Below are 14,140 nucleotides of genomic sequence, written 5' to 3' on the forward strand. Positions count from 1 at the left end.
ATTTAATTACTTAACTAGCTTAATTCTTCCACTATCGAAACCTAATGAACCTATAAAATCAATCCATTCTTTGTCTCCTTTTTTAAAGACAAATAAAACTCTATAGAATTCATCATTGTCTTTTGTGAAGTAGTAATAATAAATATTATTTCTTATCCATAAATAAGTATTTATTGGGCCTAAATTAAAAATATCACTTGGTTTGTTAAATTTAAGTTTAAGTGAATTAAACAATTCTTCAGATTCTTTAGCGGCATATAAATTAACTTGATACATACCTACAATATTATTTTTTTCATTATTAAGCTGTCCAATTTCATCATCAATTTTACCATAATAAAATATTACATTATTTGTACCCTTACTATTCTTATTGGCAAGTTTAATTTTATTAAAAGTTAATAGTTTTTCTGAATCAAAAACAAGTTTCTCATTTCCCATTAGGGTAAGATTATTAATTTTGATAGTATCCGTTTTTGAAAGTTTTACAGATGATAAAATATCGTTTATGTCTTCATTTAATGTTAAACTAGCTAAATCAAATGGTTGTACCATTGTTGACTTACTCTCCATCTTATTAGTTTTTTCTTCTATTTTATTTTTTGTTTGAGAATTACAGGATTGTAACAAAACGCAAACAAAAGCTAATATGATACTTTTTCTCATAACAATCTTATGGCTTTCTATAATTTTTCAAGTATTCACCATATCCTTCTTTGTTTCTGTCGTCTACATAATTTTTATAACTATAAGCTTCTTTTTTTAATCCTTTTTCGTCAATTTCATCTAAATAATCACCGTAATATTGAAATGGACCCGAGAGCCATTGCTTTCTAATTATAAGATTGTTTTTATTGAATGCTATGAGATTAGGTAGATTTTTATTTGCACCTGTTAGTAAATAAAAACTAGTTTTATCTTCCCATAATAGTGCATATGGTGAAGAATCATTCGGGTTAAACATAGTAATATAACTTGGTTTACCAATCTTATTATTTATAGCCTCTATTAATTTATCTACTTTTTCCTTGGTGTATAATTTTAAATAATAAAAATTTAATATACTATCATTTTTAGAAAATTCAAATCGAATATTATTAGTGCCAAAAGCTCCTTTTTTATCGCGATATCCACTTAAATCAATCCCATTAAAAAAAAGTATTCTTTCAGATTCAGATTTATATGAATTATACAATTGTGCATCAACTATGGAATAATCTTTATCCAATTCATTTGGAATATCTTCAAAAAAAGTATTGTATTTTTCGGTAAACGTTAATTGGGCTAGGTCTTTTTCTTGAGAATTACAGCTTTGCATCAATATACAGGTAATGGCTAGTAAGATTGAATTTTTCATGATTATAATTATTTTAAATGAGTTTTATATTGGCATTATAGCCCGTTGTTTTTTCTAGCTGTTCGATAATATCAAACCCATCCCAAAAAATAAAATCATCCTCAACTATGACTTTATCTCGTTTAAGGTCTAGGTTTAGCTTTTTGGCCGAAAGACCTGCTTCAATTTTTACAAGAACTTTGGCTTTGACACCGTCAAAAGTCATTTGAGGCCTATAGTATAAGTTTTGAGGCATTTGGTTATATTTTAAAGAATGTCCAAAAGTGATAGAGGCTTCACCCGAAGCTGATGCAATTCCTGCTGCATAAACTGTTACTTCTAGCGCTACTGCCTTGGCTTTTAGCTCTACATTTAGTTTTATTTCGGCAGAGAGCTTCGTTTTTATCTCTGCTTCCGCTGTGTTTTTGTCGGAGGCAGTATTAATAGTCATATCCGCACTACCACTTATTAATCCTGTTAGTATTAGATCGAAATTAATTTTAAAAGTAATACCTTGGTCTCTATCTTCAGCTGCCCATTCTCTTATTTCGTCGAAAATTACTTTCGCTGCAGCATTGGCCGTACCCGCAGAAACTACTGCAATTCCAGCTTGAACAACCATATCAAGCAAATCTATTGTCATGGTTAAACCAATAAGTGGCTCAGCTTTAAAATAAAATTTTATTTCAGTGCCTAACTCATTAGAGAGAATATTGTTTTTGCTCCCTCTTTCTAATTGCCATATTGCTCCTAAACAAAAATTAGGAGGTTCCATTTCGAATGTTATAGGTAGTTTATCACCTATCTTACTCTTTTTTACAGCACCTTTTGTTCCGCCAGTTACACCTTTAGAAAATTCTTTTAACGAAGAAAATACAGAATAGAGTTGTTTAATTTTCGCCTCATATTTTAAAGTTCCATCGTAGTGTCCTTTGTATTTTTCGGCATCAATTTTATCCCAATTTGCTTCTAGGATTACCCCGAAATCAACTTCTGTTTGTTTCCATCTTTTCTCAGCGCCAATTTTCCCAGCTTTGCTTTTCATCTCTTTATCCTTGCCTGGTGGTAGGTTTTGCCATTTCACACTTAGTTTATTGCTAAGATTTAAAAAGAAATGAAAATCCCATTTAATGTCTGGATAAGCTTTTACCAATACTGTTGTATATTTTTCTTCCGAAAAATACCGGCAAGAATGTGCATGAACTTTGTATATATTAGCTGAATCTAACCCTTTTCCTGTTGCACCATCTGATAAATTCCATTTCGGCCAAATGTATTGCATTGGGGCAACATTCCAAGTTTCTAAACTTGAATGAATAGGAAAGTCAATCGTATCTCCACTTTTTTCTATTTCATTTTTCTTAGCGTATTCTGGAGAGGCCACTCTTATTTTCTTTTCGTGTTTGTTTTTTTCCTTAAAACAAGCTTTGTTCTGAAAATCGGTTATGTCGATGGTAACATTTTTATCATGGCTCGGTGCTATCGTTTCGTAATATATGGTTAGTGCATGTCCTGTATAATCAAATGACACATCTACTCTACGAGCCTCGATATATGTCTTTTCATCTTTAAATTTTACATTATCTTTCCCTTTTTTATCATCGTCCGACTTTATGGTGTAATTTTTATCACCTGTTTGAATTTGTATTTCACCAAACCCTTTTGAGATTATTCTTTTGGGGTCTAATCCTCCATCGATGAACATTTTTTTTACAGCATCACTCCTTTTTTGAGACAAACCTTGATTATAATTTTCTTTCCCAATTACACAGGCAAATCCAGCTACTGTAATGCTATAACTCTGATTTTCCAACAAAAATTGTAAAGTTTTGTTCAGCTTTGCATATCCTTCTGCATTTATAGTAGAGACATCAAAATCAAAAAAGATAGTTTTCGTGACTGTTCCTTTTGGATTAATTGCTCCTTTTTTACTTTTTCCCTTATCAAAAATAATAGTTTTGTCTATAGCAATAGTATCAAACTTACAAGGTTCATATCTTTCCGCTTTTTCATCAGGCTTACCTACTTTCAAGGGGGTTAAGTTTGTAGGAGGCTTGATCTCACGAGACACAATTTTCTTCTTTATTTTCAAAAATCGCGCGTGTATTATGTCATGATGACTATCTACTATATATTTACCTGTTGAAGCGTCTTTTATTTTTACATAAAATTCTTCATCCTCTTTGATTCCTTTTATTTTTCCATACCAAGAAAAGGTATTCAACATGGCAAGATTAATTTCACCATCTATAACATCTACGCTTGTATAGGTAAAAATTAGCGGATCCGTTTTTAAATTCTCATGTCTAAAAACATCCACAATTAAATTTTTACTACCGTTTAACCCCTCGGTCTCTATATTCAAGTAAATAGCTTCTCCATATGAAAAAACATGACTTTTACTCACATCGTCCCCATCATTTGTAGTACACCATTTACTAGTTGTTATCTTGGGTTCACAATAGCCACTTACAATCAAACCCGTATCTTTGGATGAATTTCTACTTCCAGAAAGACTAGCCTCTATATAATACTCAAAAGAACCACATAGATTTTTTGAGAGTTTTAACCCATATTTATTATCCGCAGGTAATGATTTCTGTTTGATAATCGTTTTTGCCTTTTTGTCTTGTAATATCCAAGTTAGACTTTTTCTTTTATCAGCTTCTAGCAGCCCTTCATCCCATTCACCCACTTTAAACCATACATATTGGTCTGGATCTATTGTTACTTTTTTATTAGGAACGGATAGACTACTTTTTATGGTTCCTTCACCAGTCCATTTTATTTTTTTTACTCCTTTTGCCATAACATTAAAATATATTATTTAGTAATATCCTCACTACCAGCGTGTTTTTCTTCTTTCTCCATATTCTTCAAATTAACCATTGAAGAGCAGGGAATAACTAATACACCAATTGCAATAAAGTGTTGATGTGACTTTTTTATTTCTGACGTATTATATTTATTTGGTTGTCAATTATATCAAAATAGCCTTTTACATCCTCATTTTCAAAAAATGCAACTAGGTGTTTATCTGTCGTTATAAATACTTCTGGATCATTACTCCAAATACTTTCATTGGAAACGGTGTCAATTTTTACAAATTTATTGTTGTCAATTTTTGCTAAAAAAGTATTTCTATAATCCGTTACGATATGATACAATTGCCCTTTAAATGGAAAAGAAGCAAGTGTTAGCACTCCCACACTGTAAATCAATTGTTTAGTTCCTTTTTTCGATTTAGATTCATCGTCACCAATATTCATAATAATGATCTTTCCTTTCTTTTTCCTTGGTTTGGTTGGCTTAAAAACAGTCAATAAAGCTGGGTTTTCAATTTCAAGAATCTCAGAAAAACCATCTAAATGAGCCAAGCTATTTGTTACATAATATTTGCCATTAAGTTTGTTTACAGCAACGGGACAAGTTGCTGAGGCAGAATATTCAATATTTGTCTTTTTATTTTTGAATTTAACTGTACCACCCCATTGACCGCTACAAGTTTTAGACACAATATATATTTGGTCTTCATAAATGTTCTCTTGATTAAACTTAAAATCATTTTTATTTCTATATATTAAACTATCATTTTTAATATATTCTTTAATAACAAAAATTTTATTATTCTGTCCTATACAGTTTAGTGATAATGTAAGTGTTATTAAGGTGAAAAATTTATTCATTTGCGGTTTTCATATAATACTGAATCAACTATTTTATAGTTCAATGTTAAATTCACTTCTTAGCATTCTTAAAATTTCTACAAAATCAAATAATTCATCTATTTCAGGATTACTTTTTAAATAACCCTCTGGATTATTATATTCAATTTCATTTTTTATATTACCATTTTTATATTTTATTTTATACATGTTTCCATCTATAATAGTTGCTTTATGAAGAGCCAAAAAATATTCACCATTTTCTTTTTCAACAGTTTGCTTTTCCTTTTTATATTTAAAATAGCTTTCGTTTGGCAAAAATTCAATATTCTTAGTTTGAATAGTAAGCCACAATTCTAAATGATTTTTATCGTATTTCAATTCCTTTTTATAAAACCTAAATTTTTTATTAAGAGTTGGTTCATACCACTGAATATATTCAGATTTCCATTCATCATTTTCGTTTTTAGATAAAATAAATACAAAACCACTGTTAGTAATCCCTTTATCTATATATATTCTTAATTCACATTTATTTTTTAATGTGTCACTCAAGTTTAATAAAGAATTAATGTTTTGTGATCTAGCTTTTAAGCTAAATAGTAATAGAATTATAATTATTAAGTTGTTGTTGTTCATCTTCCTACTCTTAAATCAAACATTCCAAAACAATATTAACAGTCTTTTTACAGTTCCTTCACCAGTCCATTTTATTTTTTTTACGCCTTTAGCCATTGTTTTAGTCTTTTATTTTTCCTACAAAAATCATGCAATTTTTGTTCATATCAGGTTTTGTAAAAATGCTGTCTTTGTTTGTCCTTTGTATTATGTAACTTTTGTTAAAAAAAATTATTGAGTTTTTTTCTTTGCGCAAGTCTAAATTTTTATATCTATAGTAAGTTTTATTACGAGCGTCTCTATCTTCAAAAAAATTGCCTGTATCGTATCTAAAAGTATAAAGTCCTTCGGAAGCACAACCTTGATATTCTTTTAATTCCCCATTATTATATAGTAGTAAGCTATCTATGTCAATAATTTGACCTTGACTTACAATAGAGCAAGAAAATAGATTTTTCTCCGTTAAATGTGACGAAATCACAACCATCTTTCCTTTGTAGTCATTGCCACATGACAATAACAAAAAACTACTGCTTAGGTACACTAACCTGTTTAGTTCTTTCAACATATTTTCTTTTTTGTATAATTACTTTTACATCCGAATAGCCAAAAAACGCATTATCATCAGATTGTTTTCGGATACCACCTATGACACGTTTTGTTTCAGTATCAGATGGATTTTTAAAAGAATTCCCAATATTTACAATACCAAAGCAGCCTTTTGAACCACCTGCCCTCGTTCTTGCTTTGTTATCTAAAGTTGCGTCTTTCTCATTATGATAGATCCCTCCAACGTGAATCATTATACTGGAAGCAATAGTAACAATTTCACCTCTTTCGTTTTTTCGTAGCTCCGATTTTAATACTGAACTTCCATTCTGCTCCAAAGCATAAGCCGCTGTATCATTTTCATGAGGATAGGGTGCATTATATATAGTATCATATTCATTCTCATTTTCATTTGCAGGTTCAAAGGCAGAATTAGATATTGTTGCAATATTATTCGAAAATTTATCAATACTCCAAGAATCTCTTGTAACTGTAGATTCCATTCGAAAATTAGAATTTTCGCCATCAACGATTACTACTTTATACGTAGGCACTGAAATCATTACATAATTACCCTTAAGACCTCGATCATCCGCACCTACCAATTTTATCATTGCTTCCCCTACTGTTTGTGTGGTAATTGTAATTATTATAGCTTTCTTTTTCCCGTCATTGTCCTCTAATCCCTTATGCGTAGACTGTTTCTTGTACATATCCCTAACATCCACCATTGGGTTAATTAGGTTATGAACCATCGGATTTGCGTTTTTAAAATTTTGTTTGCTAGATTCTGCAACTTGACCATGTTTTGTGATCTCAATACATCCGGGACCACCTATGGGGCAAGTTCCTTTACTATCTTCTAGTAATGGTTTGCCTTTGTTAGACAAATTCATTTTATCATAAGAACCATCCCATTTGGTAATCACAGCTTGGCAAGGCAAATAATCATTTCCTGCTGGTTGCATCTTGCATTTGCCAAAGGTGTTTTTCTCCAAAGTTTGCCCTATATCTTTATCACTGGCAATTAGTTTTTTTGACCCATCTTTATCATTGGCATAATGCTTTGTTTGCGATTTTACCTTTAATTTATCCACTTTAGGTTCTACGCTAAATTTGCATTTGCAGGTTGCGCCTTGTACTACAATGTGTTTTTCGCTCATAACTATTTATTTTTATCTACCTCTTAAAACATCTGTAAACATCTTAAAAAAACTATCTTCCTTTTTTACTTCATCCACAAAGAGGGATTCTCTTGACCCCAGTATTAGGTTTGCTTTTGCATTCAAATCAGTTACCATAACCGAAAATTTTTGCGGTATCTCAAGAGTAATGGCACATTCTATAAAAAGTGTTTCTATTTTGTAATTATTGGGATTTAGAAAATATTTTGCACTATAACTGCCTACCGCATTTTGGTCTAATGATGAGCTAATAGGCAAATCTAATTCGTATTCAAAATCTGTTTTTGTCCTATCATCTTTCAGTATTCCTTTTATATCAATATTGATCAAATTATTTTCATCTAGATATTCATCCATTTTATGGGTTACACGAAACTTTAAATCCTCATTTTTTGCAAGAAAAGGAAAATACATGTCTCTTTCAAAAGATAGTTTTGAGGTATATCCTGTGTGAATACCATTAAAAAAAGCTCTGATAAACCAATCATAGGAAAGTGCTAAACTCAAAGTTTCTTCGCTTTTTAAATTTTCATCAAAAAGAGCTAAATATTTTTCAGTCTCTTCTCCAGGATAGGCTTCGAGTATTTCGGGCTGTTTGTTATCCCAGCGGTTTTTTATATCTTGAAAATTATGAACAGCTACAAACTCTCCTTCATAATCCACCACTACAATCAATGGATACAAAACACTAGATATTTTTTCGGCCAACTCATCAGCTATAGTATCACTCTCTATATTGTTAAGATAAATTTTAGATAATCTGTCAATCTCATAAAAAGAATATCCATTTTGGTCAATATCTACCCATTTTGTACTCAATTCATATTTTAAAGTATGAACTTCATCTCCATTGGCAATTGTACAGATTACTCCATAATCATTTTTCATGCTGATTTGCTGAAAAGGGAGGCTAAAATCTTTGCCTAAAAGTGCCTTTTTTAGAGGAACGGGTTCAGGCTCTCCATTTGCCTGTAGTTTGATAGGTTGCAAAAGTAAAAACGGTAAGTGGCTCGGTAAATAGGCATTTATCACGTCTTTATCCTCAGCACAATGCGTATTGTGATACGTTCGCAGAATATGCCATTCTATACCTAATTCTTCAGCAATGCTATGAAAGGTATCTCCTCTCTTTATGGTGTATTTATCGTGATCATCGTCATCTCTATCGGGTATATAAAAACTAATTCCTGCCATAATTTATTCTTCTATTTTTTTTATAAACACCAAACCTCTGTAAACCAAATAATTGCATCCATATATACACTATTAACATCATAAAGAAAAATCATCTTCCTATAAATAATTCATAATTATTATATTAGAATTTATGATCTAGTGTTGCGTGTATTACGATTGTTTCTTTAAAATGAATAAGATCATCAACTGCTATTTTTACACAGGTTTTTGAGTCGATAAAATCCAATCCTTTTGTTCGATACTGCACAAAATGCTCGTAGGTTGACGTTTGTTTTATTTTATCTTTCTCTAATAGGGCAGTAATAGGGAGTTGATTGTTTAATATTTTTTCATTTATAGCTTCCATTAATTTATCTATATCAATAGTATCCGAAATCGATTTTAAACAATTATTGGTCTTATCATATCGTGTTTGCACATCATCCCAGTAGGTATGTGCAATTAAAGCCATACCCCAATCGGATTTATGGTTTTCGCAATCTTCTTGTTTTTGCAATGAAATACTTAACGCTTTTATGATGTTTAAATAAGCTGTATATTCTTCAATTTTTTCGACTGTATCTGTTTCACTCCAAAAACGTTGCTCTATATAATCGAAGTCAATACCATGACAGTCTACAACATTCCGATTTTCATCTAGTGCTTTTAGACTCCGGTTTCGCCCATTTCTAATTTGTAACGATTCTTCTTCTATTAAAAGTGCTATTGGCAACAAAGTATTGGTCGTTTGTTCATACAATTGTTCAAATTTACAATCGGCAGGAGCTCCAAAGACTTCTCTGTTTAATTTATTTATAAGGATGTCATAGGTCTTATTCTCATATTTTTCTATAAAAACTTCAAATTCATCTTTATAGTTAAATTCAACCCCACCTATGCACATTGCGATCTCGTTTTCGATCAAACAATAATTGGACGTCATTCCCATATCAAGTTATTGTTTGGCTATTATTGATAATGTTTCCTCATAGTCAAATAGGGAATCGACAGTCATCTTTAAATGAGTTTGGGAGGATTTAAAACGGAGTCCTTTGGTAATGTATTTTATTTCATGGAGTCGTATATTGCAATTCTGACCTGTAAAATTTTCTGTAAAAATCTGATAGGTACAAAATGTCTTGTATTCTAATTTCTTTAATGCGAAAATGAGCTGTATTGGCAACCTCAAAATAGTTAGTAGTTAAAATCGATTCTGACATTCTTCTTTTTTAAGTAAAACTAATCTATTTTATTTTAACGAAAATGTAATTTCTTACTTTATTTTCTTAATAATTTCTTAAAATAATTAATGGTGTTGTATTTTTGATTGAGACGTGTAAAGATATCTAACTACTACAGTTGTAATAGTGATAAAATAGGCTTCTTCTATAGCTGTTGCTTTGTAGTTGGTTGACATTTTTTTAATTTTAAAAACACAAAAAAACGACATGAATAAATTTCTTATAGTTTTTTTGAACGTTGGATCATCGTAGTAGCTCATTTTTGTGGCCACGGATTGCAAATTGGCCTTTACTTTGTATTTGATGAAAAACATTAACAGAACTCAGGACGAGACACAAAAGACACTCCTTTGCCAACGCTTCAATAGTTTTTTGTATCCCCAAGAACATTTTTAGGAGGTTACTAAAAAAGCAACCTCGCTTAAATCATTTAAGCGAGGCTACTTTTTTTTATTATATTGATTTACTTTATAGAAAGAGGTTCAAATCCTAAAACTCTTAGCTGGTCTGATCCTTTAGTCTTTTTTCCATTTGTTTTGCTATGAATATCGAAGTTGATGTGGCAAGAAGTACATAACCACAAATTGCAGGTAGAAATAAATAGGATAGCATGGTTATAAAAATTTTCATCATACTTTGTGATTCAACAGATTGTAAAGACAGAAGTATAAATCCAGTTAAAAGAATCAAGGGAAAAGATATGAAAGCAACACTACTATATGTTCTTTGTAGTTTATTTAGTTTTATCTTTATTTCTTCACTTTGTAAATCCAAATGTTGATCCACTTTTTTTATGTCTGGCCAAGTATATTTGCCTCCTAATTTATTTTTAAATTCGATATACTTGAGTATTGACTTTTCATTAGTCTTAATTCCAGTTTGAGTATAGAAATAAATTTCCTTCAAATCTGGCAGGATAAATTTCGATTTAAAATCTGCATCCAATTTTTCAAACAAAGAATGCGTGTCTAAAGTATTTGTCATATTTTTTAGTTTTCTTCTTTGAAAAAAATTAAGTACATTGCCTATTGGCTGCTTCCCTAGGAAAGCTCCAAGTAAACTTGATATTATTGTTGTTATAATGCCATTAATCAAATCCATATCGATTTATTATATTTAATAGAAAAGAAGCTTAGGTATCTTTTTCAATTATTTATTTCTTTTCTGAATTATCAGCTGAGTCTAATTCGTCATAATATGTTTCAAAATCGAAATCTAATAATTCTCTTGGGTGTTTTCCTAGTCCTTTTGCTAAATCTAAAAGTGTAGTAAAAGATAAATTTCTTTTGCCATTTTCAATTTCACTTATAGTGGCTTTAATAAGTTTATCACTATTTAATGCCACATTATCTTGACTCAAATTTAATTCAGTTCGAAGTTTCTTGATATGTAAACCAAATTTTTTTAGCTTTTCTTCCTTATGTTTCTCCATTTTTTTAGCTTTTAAACAAAAAGCGTAATATTTTTTCAAAAAAATGTTATAAGAACTTATAACAAATAGCTATTTTTTGTTATATTTGTTTATTATTGAAATTATTATTCGATAATATTTGCTTTGAGCATTTAATTAAATAATTTTGCGATTCTTCATATAAAAACATTTGAAGCATTCGCTTTGAATCTCGTTCCAAAAACTGGCGTTTTTAAAACCACGAGAGGATAAGTATGATGCTCACGTCCCATGGCGTGGGCTCACTTATTCGTGGTAGGTATGCCAGTACCTTGGAGCGATATAAGCTGAGTTCTGCGCCATTTTTTATTCTCTTGGTACATACTCCGCTTATATTCTTAGCACTACTTCTTTATTTTCACAGTCTCGCAGCAGTTTAACCCGCTAAAATTCGCACGCCTATGATTAAAATAAAACCATACCCTTAAATACGCACTAAGCTTAGTGTTAGTAGTGGCTACAACCGGTAAGCCACAAAAATTCCCGTCAGGAAAATTCCCTTTTCTTAGTCGGCAGTAGATGTCTATGTCCAATTTTAAACCAAATACTTCAAACAAAAAACCGCCTATGATTAAATAAGAACACAATTTATTGACTTTAAAACTAAACCAAAAAAGGCCCTCTAACTTCGTCGCAAACTAGATTAGAGGACCAAAGAAACAAACAAATGTTCCTTCAAACTATATCAATATTATGAAAAAATTTTCATTAAACAAAAGATGGCTGGTACTTTGCTATCCCCTTATTTTAGGGCTGTGCTTATGCCATTCTCCTTCGTTTGCACAAAATGTGCCCCTTAGTACGACTTCAACGCAACAAGTCACCGGTACTATAACAGACGGTGCTGTTCCTCTTTCCGGGGTCACTATTTCCGTAAAAGGACAGCAAAAAATGGTCGTTTCTGATTTCGACGGCAAATACGTCATAACAGCATCTCCCGACGATATTCTTATTTTTACTTACGTAGGCTTTAAAACTCTTGCAATTCCTGTTGCTGGTCGTTCAGTAATCAATATCAAAATGCAGGAAGACGCAACTGCGCTACAGGAGGTCAAGATCAATGCAGGCTACTATTCCGTAAAGCAAAGTGAACGCACGGGGAGCATTGCCAGAATCACAGCAAAAGATATTGAAACCCAACCTGTCACTAATGTGCTGGCAACTATGCAAGGCCGCATGGCAGGTGTAAACATCATACAAACCACAGGTGTTCCCGGAGGTGGTTTTGACATTAAAATTAGGGGACAAAATAGTATCCGTAGTGATGGAAATTCGCCATTGTATATCATAGACGGCGTACCTTATGCTTCAGACCCTATTGGTTATAATCAAACTTCTTCAACATTTCCTACCGTCACCAGTCCTTTAAATAGTATTAATCCTGACACTATTGAAAGCATTGAAATATTAAAAGATGCCGATGCCACAGCCATTTATGGGTCTAGAGGCGCTAATGGAGTTGTGCTAATTACTACAAAAAAGGGAAAAGCCGGAAAAACCACTTTTAACATAACAGCTTCTAGTGGTGTTGGTACTGTTACAAAATTCATAAAACTCATGAATACCCAACAATACTTAGCCATGCGCAAACAAGCTTTTATAAATGATGGTATTACCGAGTACAATCCTTGGGACTATGACATTAATGGGACTTGGGATCAAAACCGTTATACGGACTGGCAAAAGGAACTCTTGGGAGGTACTTCACAAATAAACGACCTACAAGGTACTGTATCAGGAGGATCTGAAAATACCCAGTTTCTGGTAAGTGGTAACTATCACACCGAATCTACTGTTTTTGCTGGTGACTTCCTATATAAAAAAGGAGGAAGTCAAATCAATTTAAACCACCGCTCAGAGGATAATAAATTTCGATTAACATTTTCAGGAGGGTATAACGCTCAGAATAATAATCAACCTGCTTTTGATTTTACTTACGATGCACGTTCGCTACCTCCTAATGCGCCCGCACTACATGATGCTGATGGTAATTTGAACTGGGAGAATGGAACTTGGGATAATCCACTGAGAAACCTCAATGCAAAATTCGAATCCAAAACAAATGATTTGATAGCCAATACAGTATTGTCGTATGAATTATTGCCGGGACTAGTACTCAAAAATAGTTTTGGATATACCGACTTGAGTACTGCAGAAACCCGTACAGCACCCTCATCAGTATATAATCCTGCTTATAATATTACTAGTGCTACCTCCGCAATATATCTCAATAATACGGATCGTTCCTCTTGGATAGTAGAGCCACAAATCAATTGGGAAAAAGACTTTGGTAGCGGAAAACTGGGAGTTTTATTGGGAGCTACCTTTCAAAGTCAGACCACAACGAGGCTTTTTCAATCTGGAAATGGCTTTAGTTCCAATAGTCTGATCTATAATTTAGCCTCAGCCAATAGTGTCAACGTATTACTTAGCGATGAAACCCACTACAAATACCAAGCTTTTTTTGGCAGAATAAATTACAACTGGCAACAGCGTTATATTTTGAATCTTACTGCCCGACGTGATGGATCTAGTCGATTTGGCCCTGGAAATCAATTTGCTGATTTTGGAGCAATTGGTGTTGCTTGGCTATTTTCTAATCAGAGCTTCCTAAAAGACAATTCATGGTTTAGTTTTGGTAAAATCCGTTCTAGCTATGGTACTACAGGTAATGACCAAATTGGAGATTATCAGTTTTTAAATACGTACACCACATCAGCAGTAGCCTATAATGGAAATATTGGTTTGCAACCTACACGCCTTTATAATTCAAATTTTGGTTGGGAAACCAATAAAAAATTGGAAATGGCGCTGGAACTAGGTTTTTTGCACGATCGAATTTTCGCCACGGTTGCTTGGTATCAAAATCGATCTTCTAATCAATTAGTGGGTGTCCCTTTGCCTGGTACAACTGGTTTTAC

General features: G+C 32.1%; 12 protein-coding genes. 1 reads left to right on the forward strand and 11 read right to left on the reverse strand.

The window, feature by feature from the left end:
• Positions 1-6: 6 nt before the first annotated feature.
• The 11 genes from FNW52_RS10300 to FNW52_RS10350 form a co-directional block, all read right to left on the reverse strand.
• On the reverse strand, positions 7-666 hold the full coding sequence (locus tag FNW52_RS10300; protein WP_143377381.1) for a hypothetical protein: 660 nt from the start codon (positions 664-666) through the stop codon (positions 7-9).
• 7 nt (positions 667-673) lie between these two features.
• Positions 674-1,357, reverse strand: coding sequence for a hypothetical protein (locus FNW52_RS10305; protein ID WP_143377382.1), 684 nt, complete (start codon positions 1,355-1,357; stop codon positions 674-676).
• A 13-nt stretch (positions 1,358-1,370) separates the two neighbouring features.
• Positions 1,371-4,145 (reverse strand): OmpA family protein, encoded by a 2,775-nt coding sequence (locus FNW52_RS10310; protein WP_143377383.1) that lies wholly within the window; start codon positions 4,143-4,145, stop codon positions 1,371-1,373.
• A gap of 136 nt (positions 4,146-4,281) precedes the next feature.
• Entirely contained in the window at positions 4,282-5,022 is a 741-nt protein-coding gene (locus FNW52_RS10315) for a hypothetical protein (protein ID WP_143377384.1), read from the reverse strand.
• A gap of 33 nt (positions 5,023-5,055) precedes the next feature.
• Complete coding sequence (locus FNW52_RS10320) at positions 5,056-5,556, reverse strand: hypothetical protein (RefSeq protein ID WP_143377385.1); 501 nt, start codon at positions 5,554-5,556, stop codon at positions 5,056-5,058.
• 184 nt (positions 5,557-5,740) lie between these two features.
• Complete coding sequence (locus FNW52_RS10325; RefSeq protein ID WP_143377386.1) at positions 5,741-6,187, reverse strand: hypothetical protein; 447 nt, start codon at positions 6,185-6,187, stop codon at positions 5,741-5,743.
• Entirely contained in the window at positions 6,147-7,331 is a 1,185-nt protein-coding gene (locus FNW52_RS21290) for a DUF4280 domain-containing protein (RefSeq protein WP_143377387.1), read from the reverse strand. The genes FNW52_RS10325 and FNW52_RS21290 overlap by 41 nt, the downstream gene beginning before the upstream one ends.
• Before the next feature lie 12 nt (positions 7,332-7,343).
• Positions 7,344-8,546 carry a hypothetical protein gene (locus tag FNW52_RS10335; RefSeq protein ID WP_143377388.1) on the reverse strand — a complete coding sequence of 401 codons (1,203 nt, stop codon included), beginning with the start codon at positions 8,544-8,546 and terminating at the stop codon, positions 7,344-7,346.
• A 124-nt stretch (positions 8,547-8,670) separates the two neighbouring features.
• Positions 8,671-9,477, reverse strand: a complete 807-nt coding sequence (locus tag FNW52_RS10340; RefSeq protein WP_143377389.1) for a hypothetical protein — start codon at positions 9,475-9,477, stop codon at positions 8,671-8,673.
• Between the two features lie 790 nt (positions 9,478-10,267).
• Complete coding sequence (locus FNW52_RS10345) at positions 10,268-10,870, reverse strand: hypothetical protein (RefSeq protein ID WP_143377390.1); 603 nt, start codon at positions 10,868-10,870, stop codon at positions 10,268-10,270.
• A 52-nt stretch (positions 10,871-10,922) separates the two neighbouring features.
• On the reverse strand, positions 10,923-11,201 hold the full coding sequence (locus FNW52_RS10350) for a helix-turn-helix domain-containing protein (protein WP_143377391.1): 279 nt from the start codon (positions 11,199-11,201) through the stop codon (positions 10,923-10,925).
• A gap of 711 nt (positions 11,202-11,912) precedes the next feature.
• On the opposite strand from FNW52_RS10350, the gene FNW52_RS10355 reads away from it, so the two are divergent.
• Positions 11,913-14,140: SusC/RagA family TonB-linked outer membrane protein (locus FNW52_RS10355; RefSeq protein ID WP_143377392.1), on the forward strand; the 2,228-nt coding region annotated here is incomplete at its 3' end.

Origin of the sequence: Flavobacterium sp. ZT3R18 (assembly GCF_007097385.1) — a bacterium.
Classification (GTDB): Bacteria; Bacteroidota; Bacteroidia; order Flavobacteriales; family Flavobacteriaceae; genus Flavobacterium.